At 68.2% G+C, this 22,461-nt stretch carries 24 protein-coding genes; 15 read left to right on the forward strand and 9 right to left on the reverse strand.

Features of this window, described 5'->3' with window-relative positions; all coding sequences use genetic code 11:
- Positions 1 to 59: 59 nt before the first annotated feature.
- Positions 60 to 1,397: a DUF445 domain-containing protein gene (locus ACFYO1_RS21245; protein WP_387233466.1), complete on the reverse strand. Its 1,338-nt coding sequence runs from the start codon at positions 1,395 to 1,397 to the stop codon at positions 60 to 62.
- A 203-nt stretch (positions 1,398 to 1,600) separates the two neighbouring features.
- Between ACFYO1_RS21245 and ACFYO1_RS21250 the strand changes: the two genes are divergently transcribed.
- From ACFYO1_RS21250 to ACFYO1_RS21270, 5 genes are all read left to right on the forward strand, one after another.
- The gene (locus tag ACFYO1_RS21250) at positions 1,601 to 2,284 is read left to right on the forward strand and encodes a TetR/AcrR family transcriptional regulator (protein WP_150399863.1); all 684 of its coding nucleotides are present in this window, start codon (positions 1,601 to 1,603) and stop codon (positions 2,282 to 2,284) included.
- A gap of 155 nt (positions 2,285 to 2,439) precedes the next feature.
- Positions 2,440 to 3,876: an ABC1 kinase family protein gene (locus ACFYO1_RS21255; protein WP_387233469.1), complete on the forward strand. Its 1,437-nt coding sequence runs from the start codon at positions 2,440 to 2,442 to the stop codon at positions 3,874 to 3,876.
- A gap of 18 nt (positions 3,877 to 3,894) precedes the next feature.
- Positions 3,895 to 5,145 carry a saccharopine dehydrogenase family protein gene (locus ACFYO1_RS21260; protein WP_387233472.1) on the forward strand — a complete coding sequence of 417 codons (1,251 nt, stop codon included), beginning with the start codon at positions 3,895 to 3,897 and terminating at the stop codon, positions 5,143 to 5,145.
- A gap of 76 nt (positions 5,146 to 5,221) precedes the next feature.
- Positions 5,222 to 5,854 carry a class I SAM-dependent methyltransferase gene (locus ACFYO1_RS21265; RefSeq protein WP_387233475.1) on the forward strand — a complete coding sequence of 211 codons (633 nt, stop codon included), beginning with the start codon at positions 5,222 to 5,224 and terminating at the stop codon, positions 5,852 to 5,854.
- Positions 5,855 to 6,011: 157 nt separating this feature from the next.
- Complete coding sequence (locus ACFYO1_RS21270; RefSeq protein ID WP_387233478.1) at positions 6,012 to 7,145, forward strand: serine hydrolase domain-containing protein; 1,134 nt, start codon at positions 6,012 to 6,014, stop codon at positions 7,143 to 7,145.
- Here ACFYO1_RS21270 and ACFYO1_RS21275 read toward each other — a convergent pair whose 3' ends face one another.
- From ACFYO1_RS21275 to ACFYO1_RS21290, 4 genes are all read right to left on the reverse strand, one after another.
- Positions 7,146 to 7,715 carry a hypothetical protein gene (locus ACFYO1_RS21275; RefSeq protein WP_387233481.1) on the reverse strand — a complete coding sequence of 190 codons (570 nt, stop codon included), beginning with the start codon at positions 7,713 to 7,715 and terminating at the stop codon, positions 7,146 to 7,148.
- 151 nt (positions 7,716 to 7,866) lie between these two features.
- On the reverse strand, positions 7,867 to 9,120 hold the full coding sequence (locus tag ACFYO1_RS21280) for a serine hydrolase (protein ID WP_387233484.1): 1,254 nt from the start codon (positions 9,118 to 9,120) through the stop codon (positions 7,867 to 7,869).
- A gap of 108 nt (positions 9,121 to 9,228) precedes the next feature.
- Positions 9,229 to 9,435, reverse strand: a complete 207-nt coding sequence (locus ACFYO1_RS21285; protein ID WP_387233487.1) for a hypothetical protein — start codon at positions 9,433 to 9,435, stop codon at positions 9,229 to 9,231.
- A gap of 86 nt (positions 9,436 to 9,521) precedes the next feature.
- The gene (locus ACFYO1_RS21290) at positions 9,522 to 10,247 is read right to left on the reverse strand and encodes a GntR family transcriptional regulator (protein WP_387233490.1); all 726 of its coding nucleotides are present in this window, start codon (positions 10,245 to 10,247) and stop codon (positions 9,522 to 9,524) included.
- Positions 10,248 to 10,419: 172 nt separating this feature from the next.
- Here ACFYO1_RS21290 and ACFYO1_RS21295 point away from each other — a divergent pair, with 172 nt between their 5' ends.
- From ACFYO1_RS21295 to ACFYO1_RS21310, 4 genes are read left to right on the forward strand one after another with little or no spacing between them, the layout of a single operon-like run.
- On the forward strand, positions 10,420 to 10,812 hold the full coding sequence (locus ACFYO1_RS21295; RefSeq protein ID WP_387233493.1) for a hypothetical protein: 393 nt from the start codon (positions 10,420 to 10,422) through the stop codon (positions 10,810 to 10,812).
- Between the two features lie 27 nt (positions 10,813 to 10,839).
- Entirely contained in the window at positions 10,840 to 11,478 is a 639-nt protein-coding gene (locus tag ACFYO1_RS21300) for a hypothetical protein (RefSeq protein WP_387233497.1), read from the forward strand.
- Positions 11,475 to 12,203: an ESX secretion-associated protein EspG gene (locus ACFYO1_RS21305; protein WP_387233500.1), complete on the forward strand. Its 729-nt coding sequence runs from the start codon at positions 11,475 to 11,477 to the stop codon at positions 12,201 to 12,203. Before ACFYO1_RS21300 ends, ACFYO1_RS21305 begins: the two co-directional genes overlap by 4 nt.
- A 30-nt stretch (positions 12,204 to 12,233) precedes the next feature.
- Positions 12,234 to 13,082 (forward strand): polyphosphate kinase 2 family protein, encoded by an 849-nt coding sequence (locus ACFYO1_RS21310; RefSeq protein WP_387233503.1) that lies wholly within the window; start codon positions 12,234 to 12,236, stop codon positions 13,080 to 13,082.
- 39 nt (positions 13,083 to 13,121) lie between these two features.
- Here the strand turns inward: ACFYO1_RS21310 and ACFYO1_RS21315 are convergent, their stop codons facing one another.
- The gene (locus ACFYO1_RS21315; RefSeq protein WP_387233505.1) at positions 13,122 to 13,982 is read right to left on the reverse strand and encodes an LLM class flavin-dependent oxidoreductase; all 861 of its coding nucleotides are present in this window, start codon (positions 13,980 to 13,982) and stop codon (positions 13,122 to 13,124) included.
- Between the two features lie 193 nt (positions 13,983 to 14,175).
- On the opposite strand from ACFYO1_RS21315, the gene ACFYO1_RS21320 reads away from it, so the two are divergent.
- Entirely contained in the window at positions 14,176 to 14,952 is a 777-nt protein-coding gene (locus ACFYO1_RS21320) for a DsbA family protein (protein ID WP_387233508.1), read from the forward strand.
- Positions 14,949 to 15,515 (forward strand): vitamin K epoxide reductase family protein, encoded by a 567-nt coding sequence (locus ACFYO1_RS21325; protein ID WP_387233511.1) that lies wholly within the window; start codon positions 14,949 to 14,951, stop codon positions 15,513 to 15,515. The genes ACFYO1_RS21320 and ACFYO1_RS21325 overlap by 4 nt, the downstream gene beginning before the upstream one ends.
- Here the strand turns inward: ACFYO1_RS21325 and ACFYO1_RS21330 are convergent.
- Positions 15,512 to 16,600: a S1C family serine protease gene (locus ACFYO1_RS21330; RefSeq protein ID WP_387233514.1), complete on the reverse strand. Its 1,089-nt coding sequence runs from the start codon at positions 16,598 to 16,600 to the stop codon at positions 15,512 to 15,514. The genes ACFYO1_RS21325 and ACFYO1_RS21330 overlap by 4 nt on opposite strands.
- Before the next feature lie 177 nt (positions 16,601 to 16,777).
- On the opposite strand from ACFYO1_RS21330, the gene ACFYO1_RS21335 reads away from it, so the two are divergent.
- Together ACFYO1_RS21335 and ACFYO1_RS21340 are read left to right on the forward strand one after the other, a co-directional pair.
- Complete coding sequence (locus ACFYO1_RS21335) at positions 16,778 to 17,830, forward strand: NAD(P)-dependent alcohol dehydrogenase (RefSeq protein ID WP_387233517.1); 1,053 nt, start codon at positions 16,778 to 16,780, stop codon at positions 17,828 to 17,830.
- Positions 17,831 to 18,024: 194 nt separating this feature from the next.
- Positions 18,025 to 19,239, forward strand: a complete 1,215-nt coding sequence (locus ACFYO1_RS21340) for an AI-2E family transporter (RefSeq protein ID WP_387233520.1) — start codon at positions 18,025 to 18,027, stop codon at positions 19,237 to 19,239.
- Here ACFYO1_RS21340 and ACFYO1_RS21345 read toward each other — a convergent pair.
- Positions 19,214 to 20,527: a condensation domain-containing protein gene (locus ACFYO1_RS21345; RefSeq protein WP_387233523.1), complete on the reverse strand. Its 1,314-nt coding sequence runs from the start codon at positions 20,525 to 20,527 to the stop codon at positions 19,214 to 19,216. The two genes, ACFYO1_RS21340 and ACFYO1_RS21345, sit on opposite strands and share 26 nt — an antisense overlap.
- A gap of 96 nt (positions 20,528 to 20,623) precedes the next feature.
- Between ACFYO1_RS21345 and ACFYO1_RS21350 the strand changes: the two genes are divergently transcribed.
- Positions 20,624 to 21,181 (forward strand): TetR/AcrR family transcriptional regulator, encoded by a 558-nt coding sequence (locus tag ACFYO1_RS21350; protein ID WP_387233527.1) that lies wholly within the window; start codon positions 20,624 to 20,626, stop codon positions 21,179 to 21,181.
- 79 nt (positions 21,182 to 21,260) lie between these two features.
- Entirely contained in the window at positions 21,261 to 21,992 is a 732-nt protein-coding gene (locus ACFYO1_RS21355; RefSeq protein WP_387233529.1) for a ZIP family metal transporter, read from the forward strand.
- Between the two features lie 4 nt (positions 21,993 to 21,996).
- Here ACFYO1_RS21355 and ACFYO1_RS21360 read toward each other — a convergent pair whose 3' ends face one another.
- Positions 21,997 to 22,410: a VOC family protein gene (locus ACFYO1_RS21360; RefSeq protein ID WP_387233532.1), complete on the reverse strand. Its 414-nt coding sequence runs from the start codon at positions 22,408 to 22,410 to the stop codon at positions 21,997 to 21,999.
- Between the last annotated feature and the right edge of the window lie 51 nt (positions 22,411 to 22,461).

The raw sequence follows: 22,461 nt of genomic DNA on the forward strand, positions 1-22,461 counted from the left end.
GCTAACTATTGCAAGCAGTCTGCTAGCACCCTCTCGGCAAACATTCGGCGCGCTGCGGCTCAGCCGCCGAACATCAGTTGCGAAATTGTGTAAATCACCAGGCCCGCAAGCGAACCGACGACCGTTCCGTTGATGCGGATGAATTGCAGGTCACGCCCGACCTGCAATTCGATCTTCTTGCTTGCCTCGTCCGCATCCCACCTGGCAACCGTATCGGTGACCAGTGTGCTGATCTCCCCGGCATAGTTTCCGACCAGATACCTTGCCCCCCGGTCGATCCAGCCGTCCACCTTCGCGCGCATATCCGCGTCATCACGCAACCGCTCGCCGAGTTGCTGCACGTTCTCGCCGACCTTACGCCGCAACGTGCTGTTCGGATCGTCGGCCGATTCCAAGATCAATCGTTTGGCCGCGCGCCAGGTCGCCGAGGCCATGCCGGTGATTTCGTCGCGGCCCATGATCTGCGCCTTGATCCGCTCCGCCTTCTTGATCATGGCGTCGTCGTGTTGCAGATCGTCGGCGAATTCCTCGAGAAAACGATTCGCGGCCAGCCGCACCTCGTGCTCGGGGTTCGACCGGACCTTCCAGGTGAACTCGACGAGTTCGCGGTAGATCCGTTCGGAAAGCAAAATGTTGACGAATTTCGGCGCCCATTGCGGTGCGTCGCGCAAGACGATCCGGTCGATCGTCTCCTGCGAACCGAGCGCCCACTGGTGCGCCCGCTCGGCGAGCAGGTCCAGCAGCACCAGTTGCCGGTTGTCGGCGAGCAACTCCGAGAGCACCCGGCCGATCGGCGGACCCCACAGCGGCTCGGCGATCCGTTTGACGATCGTCTGGTCGATGATCTGCTCGACGTCCTCGTCGCGCAGCACGTCGACCGCCGCGCGCAGCAGCGTCGAACTCTCCTCGGCCACCCGCGCGGCGTGACCGGGATCGGCCATCCACTTGCCGACCCGCCAGGAGATCTGCGCCGAGGTCACCTTCGCCGAAACCACCTCGGGGGACAGGAAGTTGGTGCCGACGAAGGTGCCGAGACTCTCGCCGAGCTGGTCCTTCTTCTTCCGGATGATCGCGGTGTGCGGAATCGGCAGGCCGAGCGGATGCCGGAACAGCGCCGTGACGGCGAACCAGTCGGCCAGCGCGCCGACCATGCCCGCCTCCGACGCCGCGCGCACATAGTCCACCCAGCCGCCACCGCTGCCGCGCGATTCCAGCCAGCGACAGAACAGATAGATCGCCGTTGCCACCGCGAGTAGCCCGGTAGCCAGCGCCTTCATCCGCCAGAGGTCGCGACGCTTGCTGTCCTCGTCGAGCACGGCGGCGAAGCCGAGGGGCGCGGCGGCCGCGGGTGCCGGGGGCGTTTCCAGGACCGCGATGTTGCCGGGAGCTTTCTCCATGCCTCCATTCTGCTGTGCCGGAGCGGCTGCCCGCCTGAGGCGCGGAAGATGTGCAACCCGTCGCATCCGTGCCCAAACGCGCATATGACCAGCGACCGGGACCTAAGCTGGTGGTCCGAGGAGAAACCGACCAATCTAAGGAGCTCACGCTGTCCACCGATGACCTTGTCGACGTCGGCGAGCTCGCCGACCGACCGGCGGCGGTGCGCACCGGCCGAACCGATGGCCGCAAACGCCGTTGGCGCCAGCACAAGATCGACCGCCGCGAGGAACTCGTCGACGGCACGCTCGCCGCGGTCCGGGCGCGCGGCTCCAATGCCGGGATGGACGAGATCGCCGCCGAGATCGGCGTCTCCAAAACCGTCCTGTACCGGTACTTCTCCGATAAGAACGACCTGGTCCACGCGACCATGCAGCGGTTCATCGAGACCACCCTGATGCCGAGGGTCTACGGCGCGATCAGCCTGGACGCGGACGAGTATCAGCTGGTCCGTTCGGCGCTGGCCGAGTACGTCGGCACGGTCGACGAGGACCCCGAGGTCTATCGCTTCATCATGGGCAACGGCTCGGCCGACCAGTCCTCGCTGGCCGAATTCGAGAAGCTGTTCGCCGAGGTGGTGGCCGCGGTCATCATCGACCGCGCGACCGAGAAGGGCATCCAGACCGACGGCGCCATGCTGTGGTCCTACGTCCTGGTCGGCGGAATCCAGTTGGCCACGCACTGGTGGACCACGAACAAGACCATGTCCCGCGAAGAAGTGATCGACTACCTGACCATGATGGCCTGGAGCGCGATCGACGGGATGGCGCGTGCTAACGGCTCCGCCGAGGTGTTCAACGCGCAGCCGCATGTGCTGCCCGCACCCGGCGCGAACTCGGCTAACTGATCAAACGCCCGACTCCCCGGGTGCTAGCTGGGGTGCTAGCAAAAGTGTGACGAGGGGCTCGACTTTGCCGCGCGGTTGGCTACTCTGAACCCGAGCGGTGTGCCCGAGTGGGCTGCGTCACCGCCCCGCGCACTGGCACCAATGGAGGTACCTCGATGGCGAAGCAAGTACCGACCTCCCGGCTTGCTCGTGGCACCAAGCTCGGTGCCGTCGCGGCCAGCTCGGTTATCCGGACGCAGCGCGCACGGCTGTCGATGCGGGGCCGATCCGACGCGGTGCGCGCGAAGATGGCCGAGGAGTCCATGATTCGCACCACCGAGCAGGTGGTGATGGTGCTGGGCACCATGAAGGGCGTGGCCATGAAGCTCGGGCAGATGATGTCCGTGCTGGACATGGACCTGGTGCCGGAGGCGCATCGGGAGCGGTTCCAGAAGCGGCTCGCGGTGTTGCGCAATGCCGCGCCGTCGGTGTCGTTCGAGTCGATGCGTCAGGTGATCGAGGACGATTTCGGCCAGCCGCTCGGCGCGATCTTCGCCGAGTTCGAGGCCGAGCCGATCGCGGCCGCCTCGATCGGGCAGGTCTACCGGGGCACGCTGCACGACGGCCGGCGGGTCGCGGTCAAGGTGCAGTACCCGGGCATCGACGCCGCGGTGCGCGCGGATCTGAAGAACCTGGCCATGTTTCGCCGGGTGCTGCAATCGGCCATGCCGTGGGTGACCCCGGCCGTGCTGGACGAGCTGCGGCTCAACATGGAGAGCGAGCTCGACTACCAGGCCGAGGCCAATACCCAGCTCCAGATCGCCGAGCTCTACGCCGGGCATCCGTTCATCGTGGTGCCGCGGTCGATGCCCGAGCTCAGCACCACCCGGGTACTGGTCAGTGAGTACGTGCCGGGCAAGGGTTTCGAGGAGATCCGCCAGTTGCCCGACGCCGAGCGCGACCGGATCGGCGAGATCATCTACCGCTTCTACGTCGGTTCGCTGTTCACCTTCAACGAGTTCTGCGGCGACCCGCATCCGGGCAATGTGCTGCTCGCCGACGACGGCAAGGTCGCCTTCCTCGACTTCGGGCTGTTCAACCGGATGGACCCGGAGCACGTGCAGTTCGAGCTGACCTGCCTGCGCGCGGCCGCCGAGGACCGCGCGGAAGACCTGCGCGAGTTGATGATCCAGCGCGGCGTGATCGATTCACCGGAGGAGATCGGCGCCGAGGAGTGTCTCGAGTACGTGCTCGCCGCGTCCGAGTGGTGTCTGATCGACGAGGAGCTGACCATTACTCCCGAGCTGGCCAGCGGCGCGTTCCTGCTCGCGGTCGACCCGCGGGCCAGCGAGTTCACCGGGATGAAGCAGCAGAACCTGCCGCCGGAGCATCTGTTTTCCCGCCGCGCCGACTTCCTCACCTTCGGCATGCTCGGTCAGCTCGGCTGCACCGCGAACTGGCATCAGATCTCCCGGGAATGGCTCTACGGCGAGCCGCCCGTCACCGAGCTCGGCAAGGTCCACCACGGGTGGCTGGCCGAGCATCCGCCCGTCGCACCGAAGAAGCCGCGCGTGCGGGCCAAGAAAACGACCAAACCGAGCACCGACGCGTAACCGCAGAAACGGAAGACCATGGCAGACAATCGCGAGTTCGACCTAGTCCTTTTCGGTGCCACGGGTTTCGTAGGCAAGCTGACCGCCGAGTACCTGCTCACCGCCGCGCCGGAGTCCGCGCGCATCGCGCTGGCCGGGCGCTCGCTGGACAAGCTCACCAAGGTCCGCACCGAGCTCGGCCCGGCCGCCGCCGACTGGGGACTGGTGGTGGCCGACTCCACCGACGAGGCCGCGCTCGCGTCGCTCGCCGCACGGACCAAGGTCGTGGTCACCACGGTCGGCCCGTACCTGCGCTACGGCCTGCCGCTGGTCGCCGCCTGTGCCAAGGCGGGCACGCACTACGCCGACCTCACCGGCGAGCCGCTGTTCATCCGGGACGCGATCGACCGGTACCACGAGCAGGCCGTCGCGACCGGCGCGAAGATCGTGAATTCGGCAGGCTACGACTCGATTCCGTCGGATCTGAGCGTGTATCAGCTGTACAAGCGCTCGCTGGAGGACAACACCGGCGAGCTGGAGGAGACCACGCTGATCGCGTCGCTGAAGGGCGGCGTCAGCGGCGGCACCATCGATTCCGGCCGGGCGATGATGGAGGCGATCGCCGCCGATCCGAGCAAGGGATCGGTGCTGTCGCACCCGTATTCGCTGAGTCCGGACAAGTCCATGGACCCGGAGGTCGGGCGTCAGTCCGATCAGGCGTTGTCCCGGGCCAGCTCCATCGACCCGAGCCTGGACGGCTGGGTGAGCACGTTCGTCATGGCCGCGCACAACACCAAGATCGTGCGCCGGACCAACGGCCTGCTCGGCTGGGTGTACGGCAAGAACTTCCGCTACCGCGAGGTGATGAGCGCGGGCAAGTCGCCCGCCGCGCCGCTGGTGGCCGCGGGCATGGCGGGCGGCATCGTCGCGGGCCTGGCGGCGGGCGCGCTGCTGTCACGGGTGTCGGCCGGGCGCAAGCTGCTCGACCGGGTGCTGCCCAAGCCGGGCACCGGCCCGAGCGAAAAGGCCCGCGACAGTGGGTGGTTCGCGATGAAGACGTTCACCCGGACCTCCTCGGGCGCCAAGTACGTGGCGACCTTCTCCGGCCAGGGCGATCCCGGCTACAAGGCGACCGCGGTGCTGCTCGGCGAGAGCGGGCTGTCACTGGCCTTCGACACCGGCAAGCAGCCCGAGCTGGCCGGCATCCTCACGCCCGCGGCGGCGATGGGTGACGCGCTCACCGAGCGGTTGCGCGCGGCGGGGATGACGATCGAAGTCGCGCGAGTCTGAATACATTGCGGCGGGCGGTATTCGGCAGACATCCACCGAATACCGCCCGCGCGCAAGAGGAACGAGGAGCACCCCGATGAACCTGGCGCGACGCACGATGAACCATCCCGCGCTGGCCGCGGTGTACGAGCGCGCGTGGCGGCCCGCGCTGTTCTATCTGGCCAGTGGGCGCACGACGGAGTCGGACCGCCGCGACGCGATCAGCACGCTACGCCTGGGCGGGGCGCAGAAGGTGCTCGATATCGCTTGCGGGCCGGGCAATTTCACCCGTCATCTGAGTACCGCGCTGACCGGTGACGGGTTCGCCGTCGGCCTCGACTACTCGGAACCGATGCTCGCCCGTGCGGTCGCCGACAATGCGGGTCCGCGCGTCGGGTATCTGCGCGGCGATGCCCGCGTGCTGCCGTTCGCGGACGGGACGTTCGACGCGGTGTGCTGCTTCGGCGCGCTCTATCTGATCCCCGACCCGATCGGCGCGACCCGCGAGATGCTGCGCGTGCTCGCGCCCGGCGGACGGATCGCCATCACCACCAGTTACCGGGCGGACAATCCGTTCGGCGACGTCAGCCGGGTCGTCGGCGGGTGGAGCGGGCTGCGGGTCTTCGACACCAGGACGTTCCCCGAGCTGTTCGCCGCGGCGGGCCTGGTCGATATCGAGCAGAACGTGCACCGGCTGCTGCAATACGTCAGCGCGACCCGGCCCGAATAGCGCGGATCGGAAACGATCTTCGCCTGGCCGGGGATAACCCTACTGTCCAGCCAGATCGTGCTTGTGCCACCGACATTCGCCGCGGTGTCACTCTCGCATGCCCTTTTCCGCTCAGTTCGGGCCGCGTGGAAAGCAGGCGACGCAAAGGGGAGAACCGGTGCGGCAATTCTTGATGACCGCGGTCCTTGCTGTGACAGCGGCGATGTCGATTTCCACCGGCGCCTCGATATCGGTCGCCGAACCGGACCCCGGGCTGCTGCAAGCGGATCTCGATGAACTCGTCCGGCGCGTCGGCGTTCCCGGGGCGCAGCTGGTGGTCACCGGGGACGGCCTCAACGCTCAACTCGACAGCGGTATCGGGGATCTCGGCACCGGCGGCGCGTTCCCGGACAACGCGCAAGTCCGGATCGCCAGCAACACCAAGACATTCGTGGCGGCGGTCGTCCTGCAGCTGGTCGCGGAGCAACGCATCGACCTGGATGCCGCTGTGGAGCAGTATCTTCCCGGCGTGGTCAACGGTCCGGGTGGCGACGGAAACCTGATCACTGTGCGAGATCTGTTGCGGCACAGCAGCGGAATACCCGACTATCTGGCGTACCTGAATCTCGCCTCCGTCGCCGATCTACAGCGGCCGCGTCCGGCAACGGAATTGATCCGGCTCGGCCTCGATCAACCCGCCACCTTCGCGCCGGGAACCAGTACCGGCTACTCGAACACCGACTTTCTGCTGGCCGGTGAGTTGATCCAGCGGGTCACGGGTCAGCCGGTCGGCCTGGAGGTCACCCGCCGGATCATCCTCCCGCTCGGGCTACAAGACACCTATTGGCCGTTGTTCCCGCTGGAGCACATCATTCGGTTACCGCACCCACGCGGCTACCACGAATTCGACGGCGCCCTGGTCGACATCACCGACATCGATCCGGGCTGGGGCCTCGCCGACGGCGCCATGGTGTCGACCGGCGCCGACCTGAATCGCTTCTTCATGGCGCTGCTGTCCGGCGAACTCCTGCCACCGGCCCAGCTGTCCGACATGAAACACGTTGTCCCGTCGGGTGATCCGTTGCGCAGCGATGATTTCGGCCTCGGCCTGTTCCATCGGACCACTGCCTGCGGACTGGAGGTCTGGAGCCACGGCGGCGCCATGAACGGCTTCGTCGTGATCAACGCCGCCACCCCGGACCGGGCCGTCACCATCACCCTGAACCAACTCCCCGACCCGATCACCACCGTGCTGCATCAGGCCGACATGAGCGCCGTCGCCGATGCGGCACTCTGCCGCGCTCGCGCTTGATCAGCGGCCGGCGCTGCCGGTGGACGGGCGGGCTCGGCGGAGTTCACAGGCGGCGCGGTCGGCGTCGGGGCGGTCCTCACCGGAGCGGGCGCAGCCTTGGGATGTGTAGCCCTGACGGTCGTAGCCTTGGCGGTCGTAGCCCCATTTGTCGTATCCGAATCGGTCGTAACCGAACCGGTCGTAGCCCCAGTCGTCGTAGCCGTCGTGGTTGTAGGGATCGTCCGGCTCGGCGGGCTTCGGGAGCGCGGTCGTTTCCGGCGGGGTGATGATCGGCGGGGTGGTGGTGACCGGAGGTGTGGTCGTCACAGGCGGGGCGGTCGTCACCGGCGGGGCGGTCGTCACCGGCGGAGCGGTAGTGACCGGGGGAACCGTGGTCACCGGGGGCACGGTCACGGGCGGGGCGGTGGTGACCGGCGCCGCGGTGGGTGTATCGGTGGGTGCGGCAGAGGTATCGGGGAAGGCGAAGGCGGGCACGATGAGTGCCGCGGGAGCGAGCACCAATGCCCCGGCTGCGGCGGAGAGCAGGATTGCCTTGCGCGCCCTGTGTCTACGGGTGTTCGACTGCGACATGTTCGATCTCCATCTCGACCGGAGCGCGTGCACCACGCCCCGGTCGGCGTATCGGCTGGATGTCCGAATCCGATACACCGCAATGATTTTGCGTACATATTGTTCACGCGTGCCCCTCGTTTACGGGGCATGAATTTCCGGCGCTGGCTATTCACAGCCAGGACGGCTTGTCGCCACCGCCGTGGCGATCGATGGTCGCGGAGATCTGCGCGACGAGTTGGGTCGGCCGCTGCGTGTCGGTGGTCGCCTTGCCACTGGTCAGGATGGCACCGGACAGGCCACGGGTCGGGTCGGCCCAGCCGTACTGCGTGGTCAGTCCGCTGCGGCCGAAGTGGGACCGGGTATTGCGCCCGAACTTCGATCGCCGCCCGCCCAATTCGAACCCGGCGCGGCTGACCCGCCCGGCCAGCCCCGGCAGCCACGGCGCGGGCTGTATCGCCGAACGCAGCGTGTCCGGCCGCATGATCCGCACGCCGTCCAGTTCCCCACCGCAGGTGAGGATTTCGTAGAAGCGGGACAGTTCGGCCGCGGTGGTGACGAGGTTGCCCGACGGGAGTTCCGCGGTGAGAAAGGCTCGGGTCGCGGCGTCGGAGACCGCGCCGCCCATCCCGCCGCCGAGCGCCTTGCGCGCCAGGTATTTCGAGATGCGCGACGGTCCGGGTCCGGTCTTCACCCCGGCCACGACGCGGTCGACGTCCTGGGGCCGGACCCCGAAATTGGTCCAGCGGAAGCCCAATGGCGTGAGCACCTGTTCGGCGAGGTGTTCGCGCATCCGTTTTCCGGTAGCCCGCTGCACCAGCAGTCGTTGAATCAGGCCGCTGGTCATCGCGTGATAAATGCGGAACCGGCCCGGCGGCCAACTGGGCACCAGGTCGGCGAGAGCGCGCACGGCCAATTCCTCGTCCACGACCAATTCGAACCCTTTGTACGGCGGCGTCACGAATGGCACGCCCGCCGAATGGTTCAGCACGTGACCGATGGTGATCCGCTCCTTGCCGTTGGCCGCGAATTCCGGAATGTAGCGGCACACCGGATCGTCGTACCCGAATGCGCCCTGCTCGATCAGCATGCACATCAGTGCCGCGGAAACTCCTTTCGCCGTGGAGAATCCGCAGAACGGGGTCTCCGGCGTGGCCGGCACCTTCACCGCGTCCGCGCCGTCGCCCGGCGCATTGCCCCAGCCGTGTCCGATGGCCCGGTTCACCACGATCTTCCGGTTACGCCGCACACACACCTGGATCGCCGGGGTCGTCCCGAGCCGATACCAGGCCCGCACCGATTCCCACAGCGCGTCGACCGCGCCCGCCGTCAACCCGGCCGCCGCCGGATCGTCCTCGGCGCCGATCGTGGTCACCGAGTCCAGATCTTCGGGCACCGCCACCAACGTGTCCGGGAGTGTGCTCATTTGCCCAGCATATCGACGGGTAGCTGAGATCCCGGTGAGAGAAATGCCTTCTCGCCGTGCATTCCGGCGCACCGCGAGAAGGCGCGCGACGGACCGGATCCTCGCGAATCAGTCCGGATCGTCGTCCTCGGGCGGCGGCCCGGTACTGAGTTCGACCATCCGCTGTAGTATCTGCGGCGCCAGCGCGAGTTCGAATTCGTTTCCGCCGCTTTCGAAGACGTAGGTCAGGTGGTCGTCCATCTGCATGGGCGTGCGCCGGACCGTGCAGCGCTCGCTGACGATCACCCAGCTACCGATGGTCAACTGCTCGAACATCGCACCTCCCACCCTTTGGCCTATGCCACTTCCGATATCCGCGACTATGCCATCCGTCACACCGGGGTGTCAATCCGAAAAAGGGCCTATGACCTGCTGGAATATTCCTTTTGGAACATCCACTTCGCGGGCGGGTTGACCATTTCGTCGAGCTGGATCACGGCGCCGTCGGCGGCGTGCAGCGTCAGCTGGTACACCAGCACGGCGGCCGGGCGGGCCAACCCGAGGCGTCGGCGCTCGTCGGCGGTGGCGAGCCGGGCGGTGACCCGGTCGCGCAGATAGGAAACCCGAAGGGCGGTAACGGATTCGAGATAGCGCAGGGTGCCGCCGGCCAGCCGCTCGGCGCGCAGCAGCCGGGGCGCGAGCTCGGCGAGCTCGCTGCCGAACCAGGAGGTGGCCAGCTCGGTGGCGTGAGTCTCGTTGCCGGTCAACCGTTTCCGCATGAGCACCGCGCTACCCCTCGGCACCCCGAGCACCTCGGCGACATGATCGGGTGCGGCGACGACCGCGGCCTCCAGCACGATCCCGGTGACCCCCTCCGCGTACGCGGAGCCGTAGTGCGGCGCCCGCTCCCGCAGCACCGGACCGTCGGCCACATAGGTGCCGGAACCCCGTCGTGATTCCACGATTCCCTGCTGCCGCAACGTATTCAACGCCTTCGCCGCGGTGGGCCGCGCCACTTTCCATTGCGCGGCGAGTTCGCGTTCGGACGGAACCTCGGCGCCGGGCGCGAGTTCACCGCGCTCTATTCGATCGCGCAAATGCCCCGAAATCCGCAGATACTTCGGCAGCACTTCGTCGAATTCGGGCACCGGTCGCCTTTCTGCGCAGACACCGCCTCAGGCCACTGTGAAGTCTAACAATCGTGCCCCACATCACAGCGGGACCGCACCGCCAAGCAGGTCCCGGCGAGCGTTACCGCCCGGTAGAGTGCCCGTTCAAGTACGGCGCTACGGAGTGGACCAACAGAGGGGGGTTTCCCAGATGGCGGTACCCGACACCGGACAGGGAACGGCAAGACAACTCTACGCGGCGGCCACCGGGGCAGGCACGGGTCAGCCGTTCGAGTTGGCGCCCGACGTCGCCGAAAACCTCGCCGCCGCTTGCGACAAGCTGGTCGAGGACCTGCAGCACGCCATGCTCGACGGACATCTCGTCACCGACGTGACCGGTTTCCCGAATCTGCCGAGCGGGCAACAACTTACCCGCGGCTTCGGCGACAAGGGCAGGCAATACCTGGACACCCTCGCCGCTTTCCAGGAGACCGCACTGCTGTTCAAGGCCGCGTATCTGGCGGCGGGCAAGAAGTTCGCCGATGCCGAGGCCGCGAACAAGGCGGCCATCGAACTGGTCACCGAGCACCTAGAGGCCCGATGACCCAGCACCGAGTCGGCTGAGGCAGTCATGGCAGATTCCGCCGCCCGCGCCGCCGCCGAGAGCATCCGCCAGGAATTGGCCGGATTACCTACCGGGGCAACCGATCCCGCTTACGCACCGGACCGCGAACGCTTCGGTTCCTATAGCCATCAGGAGATCTGGGACCTCGTGCGCGAGGCGCTCGACCCGGCGGCGCTCGGCCAGGCCTCGGCCGCGTGGCAGGCGAACGCGGACGCGCTCGCCGAGGCCTTCCAAGCCTTCGCCGACGCCACCAACCGGGAGTTCGCCCGCTGGTCGGGCCGCGCCGCCGACGCCGCCTCCCGGGCCACCAGGGAGTTCATCCTGGCCGGCACCGCGGCACACGACGTGTGCCGGGCCGTCGCGCGCCTGATGGAGCTGAATTGCGATGCCGCGCAAACCATCCGGACCGCGATCCCGGCGCCGCTACCGTATCGGCCGCTGGCCGACCCGGCCGCCGAGGCGGTCTACGGCGGTCAGCGGCGGATGGCGCACGACAGCGCGGCCGCCGACGTCGAGGCCGACGTCCGGGACACGATGACCTACGTCTACGCGCCGACCATGCCCGCCTCCGGCAATCACGTGCCCCGCTTCATCCCACCTCCCGACGGACCACGGCCGGCGGGCGACGGGAGCGCCGCGCGGTGAAATGGGTGCTCACCCCGGACGAGTTCTCCCACGTCTGGGAAAACGAAACCAGCCTCGACCGCAGGCCGTACCCGGTCAACATGGTGCCCGCCGCCACCGTGCGCACCGAATCCGAGTACGCCGCACTGCGTTTGCCGCAACGCTTCGCCCGGCAGGCCGACCCGGATCTGGCCGCGGCGCTCATGCTGTGCGGGCGCACCGACGCGACCACCCTCACCGTCTCCGGCGAGCGCAGCACACCCCCGCGCAACGGCAGCGGCGCGGACACCGAGCGCATCCTGGCCTTCGCCGCGGTGGTGCACAATCACGCGGGCATCCTGGTCGCCACCCCGGACAAGGTGACGGTGCTGATGTGTCACGCCCGTCAGGTCGGCGAGCGCCTGGTGCAGATCATCGGCTCGGCGCAGCCTGGCAAGCTCGGCACCATGCGTGAACCGCAGGACGCGGTGCTCGGCCCGGACCGGGACGAGCAGTTCCTCACCAACGGGCACCGCGCCGCCGCCCGGTTCCGCCAGACCCTGCGCAAACCGGTCGACGGACGCGGCTTCCTGACCGTCACGGTGGAGCCGGACAACCCGATGTCGCCGCCCACCCGGCACCGCACCTGGCTCGATTTCACCGGAGACGGCCGCTACCTGCTGACCACGTCGCAGGACCTCATCCTCACCCCGGTCTCCGACGAGGACTTCGCGGCCCAGCTGATCGGTCTCGCGCACATCCGCTGAGCCGGGCCCCCGCTGTGGTAGGTGTGGGAGATGGCGAAGAAGAAGTGGTCCGTTCCGGCGACCGAGGCCCTGAAAGCCGATGGTTTACAGATCGCCGACCTGGACACCGACGGCACGCCCGGATTCAAGGGCGACAAGGCGGCAGGCCAGGAACTGCAGGCCGAGCGCACCGAAGTGCTCTCGGCGTTGCAGGAACGCCTCTACGCCAATGGCCGGTCCGGTGATTCGCGCAGCGTGCTGCTGGTGTTGCAGGGCATGGACACCGCGGGCAAGGGCGGCATCGTCCGGCACGTGATCGGCTCGGTCGACCCGCAGGGCGTCGACCACCACGCGTTCGGCGTGCCGACCGAGGAGGAGAAGCGGCACCACTACCTGTGGCGCATCCGCAAGGCGCTGCCACGCGGCGGGCAGCTGGGCGTGTTCGACCGCTCGCACTACGAGGACGTGCTGGTGGTCCGCGTGCACAACCTGGTCCCGAAGGACGAGTGGGAACCGCGCTACGACGAGATCAACGCGTTCGAGCGGGAACTCGTGAACGAGGGCACCACGCTGGTGAAGGTCGCCATGTTCGTTTCGCTCGACGAGCAGAAGAAGCGGCTGATGGAGCGCCTGGAACGGCCGGACAAGTATTGGAAGTTCAATCCGTCCGACATCGACGAGCGCGCCTACTGGCCCGCCTATCACGAGGCCTATCAGGCCATGCTCGATCGGACGAACACCGAGTACGCGCCGTGGCACGTGATCCCGGCCGACCGGAAGTGGTTCTCCCGCTTGGCGATCACCGAACTGCTCATCGAGGCGCTCGAACGCCTCGACCTCGAATGGCCCCCGGCGAAATTCGACGTCGAGGAACAGAAGCGCCGCCTCGCCGACGCCTGATCCCGGAGGCCGAGCCGGTGGTGGCAGCGCGGTGCCCGTTCAGACCAGCGCGCGGACTTCCTCCGCGACGAAGCGAACGAAGGCCTCGGGATCCGGCTCGTCCGCCGTCGGCTGGATGATGACGGTGTCCGCGCCTGCGTCGACCAACCGGTGCACCGCGTCGGCCACCACCTGCGCGCCGCCCGCGACGCCCGCACCCGGCGCGTGCCTGGGCGTTCGTTCGGCGGCCAGCCGTGCCTCGGCATCCGGCCCGGTGACCGCGAGCAGGCTGGCGACGACCGGATGCGGATCGGTGCGCCCGGCGGCCGTCCGCCCCTCGTCGATCAGCGTCCGCGCGGCCCGGACCCCGTCGGCGTCGGTGATCGAATCCAGCAGCGTTCCGTCGGCGTGTGAGCCGCACAGGCGAATCGAACGCGGTCCCTGGGCGCCTGCGTAGATCTTCGGCGGCGCGAACGGCGGCCAGTCGAGTGCCACGCCGTCGAGCCGCACATAGCGCCCGGAAGTGGTGACCCGCTCGCCGGCCAGCAACGCGCGCAACGCGTCCAAATATTCGCCGAGCAACGTGACTGGGGATTCGACCCGCGCGCCGACCTGACCCATCCAGTCCTGCACGCCGTGGCCGACGCCGAGCAGCACCCGATCGGGGAACAACCGGTCCAGCGTGGCGGCCTCCATCGCGGTGAGCGCCACGTTGCGCAGCGGCACCGGCAGCAGGCCGATGCCGACGTGCAGCCGCTCGGTCCAGCCCAATACCGCTGCGGCACTGGCTATCCCGCTCTCCAGGAAGCAGTCCTCCCAGAGCCACAGCTGCTCGAGCCCCGACTCCTCGGCGACTCGGGCCACGGCCCGCAACCGCTCCGGTGGATTCTGTGGACGAAATACCGCGCCGAGGACCGTCATCTGACAATTCCTACCCGGCAGGTATGACAACAACGGATACCCATCGCCGCGTCGGTGCCCGATATTTCGGAATCTCTCAGGTTCACCGATGATGATGTGGCCGTGGCCCGGTTGGAGCGGGGAGCGGTTTCCAGCTCTACCATCGTGGCGGCAGGTACCGGCAGTCTCGAGCGAAAGGCGTGGTGAACGCACGGTGAGCAAGAACCCGGGTGGGAAGAAGAACCCGTTGCTGGCGGCGGATCGCAACGAACGCAACCGCAAGATCTTCATCCAGGTGGGCGTCGCCGCCGTCCTGATCGCGCTCATCGCGGCGATCGGCATCGGTGTCGCGGTGAAGAAGGCGCGCAAGGACGATCCTGGGCCGAGCCCGGCCATCGCGGCCGCCGCGAACGCGGATCCGGCGGGCATCACCGGCACGATCACCGACAACGGCGCGATCCGCATCGGCAAGCCCGGCGCGAAGGTCACCGTCCGGGTCGTCGCCGACCTGCAGTGCCCCGCGTGCAAGGGCTTCGAGGCGGCCAACTCCCAGGTGCTCGACGACAACGTGAAGAACGGCACCGTCGCGGTCGAATACAACGTGATCGCGTTCCTGGACAAGGCGTCCAGCACCCGCTACTCGACCCGCGCGGCGAACGCGTCGTACTGCGTCGCCGAGGCCGATCCGACGAAGTACATGGCCTGGCTGACCTCGATGTTCGCCCAGCAGCCCGCCGAGGGCGGCGCCGGCCTGCCGAACGACAAGCTGGTCCAGATCGCCAAGGACGCGGGCTACCCGGACTCGGTGGCGAACTGCATCACGGATGTGAAGTACGACAAGTACATCCAGGCCCGCACCGATGAGGTGCTCAAGAGCGGCATCCAGTCGACGCCGTCGGTCTTCGTCAACGGCAAGCAGATCCAGTCGAGCCAGGAGCTGATGGGCCCCGGCGGCCTCGCACCGGCGATCGCTGCCGCCGCGGCGCAGTGAGCACCGCCCCACCCCGGGCCGCCTGGATCCTTCTGCTGGGCGGGCTGGCGGGCTGGCTGGCCGCGGTGGCACTGACCATCGAACGGTTCAAGCTGTTCACCGACCCGGGTTACACCCCCTCGTGCAGCATCAACCCGATCCTGTCCTGCGGATCGGTGATGGTGACCAAGCAGGCCGCGGTGTTCGGATTCCCGAATCCGATCATCGGCATCGTCGGCTTCTCCGTGCTGGTCACCCTCGCGGTGCTGTCGGTGGCCGGGGTGGGGTTTCCGACCTGGATCTGGGGCGGGCTGTGGCTCGGCCTGCTGCTCGGCGTCGGCTTCGTCGGCTGGCTGATCTTCCAGAGCCTGTACCGGATCAACGCGCTGTGCCCGTACTGCATGGTGGTGTGGGCGATCATCACCCCGCTGCTCGCGGTCGTCACCGATCAGCTCTGGGGCGGGTCACGAGGCCCGCTGCGCATCCTCGCGGAATGGCGCTGGACCATCGTCGCGCTGTTCTACGCGGTGGTGCTGGTGCTGATCTTCCTGCGGTTCCAGGACTACTGGCTGTCGCTGGTCTAGTTCGGCGTGCCGAGCGCGAGCACCAGGGCGACCGTGCGCCGGGCGCCCGCGGTGTCCAGGATGTCGAGCTGGATCGAGTCGCCGGGCTTGTGCACGTTGATCGCCGCGTGCAGCGTCCGGGCCGAGATGATCTCGCGGCCGTCCACGGCGACGATCACCTCACCGTGCGTCAGCCCGGCCGCGTAGGCGGGTAGCCCGTAGAGCGCGAGGTCGATGCGGGCGCCGCTGGGTTTCGCGTCGGTGGTCAGCACGCCGAGCGTCGCGGTCGGCCCGACGTGCACGGTGTCGGTCGGCGTGCCGGAGCGGATCTGCTGTACCACCCGCATCGCGGTATCGATCGGCACCGCGTAACCGTTCGGCGGCCTGCTCACCGCGCGGGCCGGATCGCCGGACGCCGCGGCGATCACCCCGATCACCGCGCCCTCCCGATCGGCCAGCGCACCCCCGGACTGCCCGGAGGTGACCGCGGCGGCGACCTCGAGCATCCCGGTGAGCGGTTTGCGGGACAGGTCTGCGGAATTCAGCGCGACGATCGTGCTGTCCAGATCGGTGAGCACCCCCTGGATCGCGGTCGGGGTGCCGCCGACGCCGCCCGCGTTGCCGATCGCCAGCACCTCGTCGCGCACCCGCGCGTCGGCCGAACTGCCGATCCGCGCGGTCGGCAGATCGGTCGCCCCGGTCAGCGCGAGCAACGCGATATCGGCGTCGGAGTCGTACCCGAGCACCACCGCGTCGTACTCGCGGCCGTTGCCGACATCGGTGACGGTGACCGTGTCCGCGCCCTTGACCACGTGATGGCTGGTCAGCACCTGACCGTCCGAGGTGAGCACGATGCCCGAACCGGCCGCGCCGAGCCCGAACGGCCTGGTCGACGCGGTGATATCGACCAGCGCCGGGTCCACCACGGCAGCGACCGCCAGCGGGTCGAGCGGCGGCGGGGGCGGCGCCGGCACCGGCGCGGCGATCTCGGTCGTTCCGCCGGACCAGCTGGGCAGCTCGCCCCGGTAACCGAGGAACGCGGCCACGGCCAGCAGCGCGGCGACGATCATCGCCGGCGCGCGGCCGCCGAACCGTTTCTCATTCATCGTTTCTCCGCCTCGATACCTGCGAATTCCATTGTGGCCGGAGATCTTCACCGTAGATCAGAAAATGGCGCGGTCCGTCGTTGATCACCGCCGATAGTGCCGCGTGTCGCTAATTAAGGCCTGCCCGATTTGTGTCGTGTTTGGCAAGGAGGCGCATGCGGCGGTAGGCATGTATGCATGACAACTGCTGCCGCGTACGCCCTATCCGCATCCGATGGCGCATTCGAGAAGGTGACGATCGAGCGCAGGGACCTCGGTCCCCGCGATGTGCTGATCGATATCAAATACGCGGGCATCTGCCATTCCGACATTCACACCGCGCGCGACGAGTGGGGCGGCACCAAATACCCGGTGGTGCCCGGTCACGAGATCGCGGGCCTGGTCGCCGCGGTCGGGTCCGAGGTGAGCAAGTATCAGGTCGGCGACCGGGTCGGCGTCGGCTGCATGGTGAACTCCTGCGGCAAGTGCGGACCGTGCCTGGCCAACGAGGAGCAGTACTGCCACCGCGGCGCGACCATGACCTACAACACGACGGTCGATCCGTCGGTCCAGGTCGACGGATACACGATGGGCGGCTACTCGACCCAGATCGTGGTCACCGAGAGCTTCGTCGTCGGCATCCCGGAGGGCATCGGGCTCGACCAGGCCGCACCGCTGCTGTGCGCGGGCGTCACCCTGTTCTCCCCGCTGCGGCACTGGAACGCGGGGCCGGGCAAGAAGGTGGCCATCATCGGCATGGGCGGGCTCGGTCACGTCGGGGTGAAGATCGCGGCCGCGCTCGGCGCCGAGGTCACCGTGCTCAGCCACTCGCTGAGCAAGCAGGAGGACGGCAAGCTGTTCGGCGCGAGCCACTACTACGCGACCAGCGACCGGCAGACCTTCCGCGAGCTGCGCGGCAAGTTCGACCTCATCCTCAACACCGTCTCGGCGGACCTGCCGATCGATGACTACCTGAAGCTGCTGAACCTCGACGGCACCCTGGTGATCCTCGGCCTGCCGGAAAACCCGATGACGATCAAGCCGTTCACCATCGCCGGCTACCGGCGCTCGCTGGCCGGCTCGATGATCGGCGGCATCGCCCAGACCCAGGAGATGCTGAACTTCTGCGCCCAGCACGGCATCGGCCCGGAGATCGAGGTGATCTCCGCCGACGAGATCGACGGCGCCTACGACCGCGTGGTCGCCAGCGACGTCCGCTACCGCTTCGTCATCGACGTCTCGACCATGTGATCACCGAGTAGTTCCAGGACTACAGGGATCGGGTCCGTTCACCGAACCACCCGGCGCGACGAGCACACCGAGGACGTCCTGCGGCAACGACGTCCGATGCCTGCCGCCGGTTAGATCGAGATCTGAGCAGGCGGGTGAGCCCGCGCCCGCCTGTTGCGGGCGCGGGCTCCGGCGATCGTGGGTACGTTGGCGGTGTGCCCGCGGATGACGACGAAACGACGCCTCCCGCCGCGACCCCGGCAGCAGTCGGCGAGGCGGTGGTCACCGCGGAGATGACCACCGGGCCGCCGCCGTGGCTGTTGCGCGCGTTCCTGCTCGCCGCGGCGACGGTGGCCGGTTTGTTCGCCGGCTTCTGGGCGCTGACCCGGCTACAAGGTCTGCTCACCATCCTGCTGGTCTCGCTGTTCCTCGCGTTCGCCATCGAGCCCGCGGTGAACTGGCTGGCCCGGCGCGGGATGAAACGCGGACTCGCCACCGGGGTGGTGTTTCTCGTCCTGACCGCGGTCGTCTTCGCCTTCTTCTGGACGCTCGGATCGTTGCTGATCGATCAGGTCACCACCCTGGTCAACAACGCCCCGCAGTACGCCGACCAGGGCATCGACTGGGTCAACCGCACCTTCAATACCCACCTGGCCGGCGCCGACCTGGAGAAATACACCAGCAACTGGAGTAAATATCTCGAAGGCGCGGCGGGTAACGCCTGGGACATCGGCACGCGGACGGTCGGGGTGGTCTTCCAATCCCTCGGCGTGCTGCTGTTCACCTACTACTTCGCCGCCGACGGGCCGCGCTTCCGCAACGCCGTCTGCTCGCTGCTACCACCGCGCAAGCAGCGACATGTGTTGCGCGCCTGGGACATCGCGGTGGAGAAGACCGGCGGCTACATCTACTCGCGTGGATTGCTCGCGCTCGCTTCGACCTTGGCGCACTACGTCGCGTTGCGCGTGCTCGACGTGCCGTCGGCGTTCGCGCTCGCGCTGTGGGTCGGCGTTGTGTCGCAGTTCATCCCGACCGTGGGCACCTATCTGGCCGGGGCGCTGCCGATCATCGTCGCGCTGGTGCACGGCCCCTCGGACGCGCTGTGGATCCTCGGCTTCATCGTGATCTATCAGCAGTTCGAGAACTATGTGCTGCAACCGCGAATCACCGCGACCACGCTGGACATGCACCCGGCCGTCGCGTTCGGCGCGGTGCTGGCTGGCGCGGCCCTGCTCGGCGCGACCGGCGCCCTGCTGGCGATTCCGGTCACCGCGACCGTGCAGGCGTTCTCCGGGGCCTACATTCGGCGCTACGAGGTGCAGACCGACGTGGACCACGACGCGCCGTTGCCGCCCCCGCCGCCGAAGCCGCACCGGAAGTGGGCTCGCCAGTTGACCATTCGGTTCACCGGAGCGGACCGGCCGAAGTAGTCGCGCACCGTCGCAGCTGCTCGAGCAGCGCCTGTGCGATCGCGCTCATCTGCGCGCGGCTGTGCTCCGCGGTGTCGTGCTCGACCTGGATGGTGAGCCGGTCACCGACGGTGAACACGGTGAGCTTGGGCGGCATGCCCGGGCCCATCGCGAAAACGTCGTCGCGGATGTGCTGGACGCCCGCGGGGGTCGAATGTGCGGGCAGGCAGCCGATATTGGACATGGCGAGGGTCGGCGGCGCGGCGAACGCGGCGGCCGTCGCGGGGTCCGTCACCCGCTGTGCGGCCAGCAGGAATCGGCCCGCGTCCCGGCGTTCGGCGGCGGCCCGCATGCCCGCCGTCACCAGCAGGCCGAGCGCGATCGGGCTGTGGTCCGGCCCGACCTCGACGACGGTGCCGACGCCGGACGCGGCATTCAGCATCGTGCGCGCGGGCAGCGGCGGCCGTAGCTCGCCGCGCACGTCCACGGCGTGCCCGCAGATCATCGGCAGCGCACCGGTATTCGGCTCCAGTTGCACCCGGAACGCGGCCAGCGCGGCGCCGGCGAGCATGCTGTTCACCGAGATACCGTGCGCCCGCGCGGAATCGACCAGCGCGGCGGTCTCGCGGGTGTCCAATTCGATGCGGCGCACCGCGAATCGTCCGAGCGGATCGTCGGCGACGCCGTCGCAGGGCAATTGACGCGGTGCCGCCGCCGGATCGATCATCGTCACACCTGCGGCGGCAAGCTCGAGGAACTCGGTCACCTCGGCCTCGGAAAACACCTCCGCGAGCCGGATGTCCACCGCCTCAGGCAACGCCTCGTCCGAATCATCCACCGGCAGCGGGCTTCCCGCGACATGGGCGGTGTAGCGCTGCCACAGCTCGGCGAGCAACGCGAAAGCCGAACGGCCATCGGAGATTCCGTGATGAACGACCAGGACGAGCTGCTGGCGCCGGTCGGCGCGGAACAGCTGGGCACGGAACAACCCGCCGGTCCAATCCCGCGGGCCGTTCACCAGCCGCAGGTAGTCGGCCTCATCACCGTCGGCGACGTCCAGGCGCGGGACATAGTCGTCGTCGCGGCGCAGGTGCGGCGTGCCGTCGGCCGCGGTCACCACCTCGCTGCGCAGCAGTGGATGACCGGCGGCCAGCTCGCCGAGTACCCGGCGCAGGAGTTCGGGCTCGAGCGCGCCGTGCACAGTCGAGCCGATGAACAGCGGCATACCGCCGGTGGGGACGCTACCGAGCTTGGTACCGGTGCCGAAGAACGTGGATTCGAACGGAGAAATAGGGCGCTGAGCGGTCATGTTCCCGACCATACGCACGTTTCAAACATTTGTCACAAACATATGTTTGAAACACTCGTCACAAACACACGTATGCCCGACTGCTATCGTGCGGAGGTGGGAACCCGAGACGATCTGCTCGCCGCGGCCAAGCAATGCCTGGCCGAACGCGGCTACGCGCGCACCACCGTGCGCGACATCGTGGCCGCCTCCGGCACCAACCTCGCGGCGATCAACTACCACTTCGGCACCAGGGACAAGCTGCTCACCCAGGCGATGATGGAGACCACCGCGAGCGCGGTGCAGCAGATCCTCGACGCACCGCCCGCCGACGATCCCGGCGACCCGGCCGTGCGGCTGCACGCCTTCCTGCAACGCCTGATCGACTCGTTCACCGCGGACCGGCCGCTGTGGTCGGCCAATGCCGAGAGCTTCGCCCAGGCGTTGCACTCCGCCGAGCTCCGCACCGAGTTCGGCGTCGCGCAAGCCCAAGCGCGCGAGGGACTTTCGCACTTCTTCGCCGACGACTCGACCGATCCCGCGGTCGGTGCCGTGTTGCAGACCCTGATCGGCGGACTGCTCATCCAGTGGCTGGTCGACCCGGACAACGCGCCGACGGCCGAGACCCTGACCGCGGGCCTGCGCACACTGAGCGCGGCCGTGCGCCCGGACTGACCGGTACCGGGCGACCGGCCGGTGAACTCACCGGCCCGTGCTAACGTTCCCGCCCGTGCCGATCACCCACGCTGGAACGATGGCGATTCTGCTGGGGCTGGTGTCGATGTGCGCGACACTGGTCGGCGGCCTCGTCGCGGTGCGCATCGGCGACCGCAAACACCTGGTACTCGGCCTGGCCGCGGGCGTGATGCTCGGCGTCGTCTTCTTCGACCTGTTGCCCGAGGCGCTGGAACAGTCCGGCCGGCACGTGCTCGGCGTGCCCGCCGCGCTGATCGCCGCGGTAGGCGGATTCCTGACCATCCACGTGATCGAGCGCGCGGTCGCCATCCACACCGGGCACGAGCAGGAATTCGGCACGCACACACACGGTTTCGAATCCGTCGGCCTGCTCGCCGCCGCGGGCTTGATCTTCCACAGCCTCTTGGACGGCTTCGGCATCGGGCTCGGCTACCAGGCCGGCGCCACCGTCGGCGCCGCCGTCGCCATCGCGGTCATCTCGCACGACTTCGCCGACGGCTTCAACACTTTCACCATCTCGACCCTCTACGGCAACGCACGCAAACGCGCGCTGACCCTGCTCGCGCTCGATGCCGTCGCCCCGGTCGTCGGGGCGATCCTCGGCTCGCTGATCCACGTGCCGCACGGCGTCGTGGGCCTCTATCTCGGCTATTTCGCCGGCTTCCTGCTCTACCTGGCGACCGCGGACATCCTCCCGGAGGCACACGCCGTGCACCCGTCCCGCCTCACCCTCGCCTGCACCGTGGCGGGCGCGGGCCTCATGCTCGGCGTCGCCGCGCTCAACCACTGACCCGTCAGAACACCGGCCGCGGCATCAACACCACCCGCCAGCCGTCCGGATCGGGAAAGGTCAAGCCGCCGTTGGCCGTCCAGTACGGGTTCGCCGCCTCGACCGGTTCGGCACCGAACTCCGTCAGCCGCCGCGCGGCCTCGGACATCTGCGCCGCATCGGTGAAATACAGCACCAGCAGGTTCTCCGCACTCGGTGCGGCACCGGGACTGCCGTCCACATGCGTCGTGAACTCCAGGTGATAACCGGCCCCCGGCAACCCGACCATCACCCCGTCATAGCCGTCGTGGTTCGCGAACCGAAACAGCTCGCGTAACCCCAACCCTTCGACATAGAACCGCACCACCGCGTCGAGCCGATCCGTCGGCCGGGCGATCCGCACCTGTGCCACCGGCCAGGTGTCGTTGTCTGCTCCCACACTCCAACGATACGAATCCCCGGCTCCGGCGGCCCCGTCGACCGGCTCGCG

The sequence above is a fragment of the Nocardia sp. NPDC006044 genome (assembly GCF_042871115.1).
In the GTDB taxonomy this organism is placed as follows: Bacteria; Actinomycetota; Actinomycetes; order Mycobacteriales; family Mycobacteriaceae; genus Nocardia.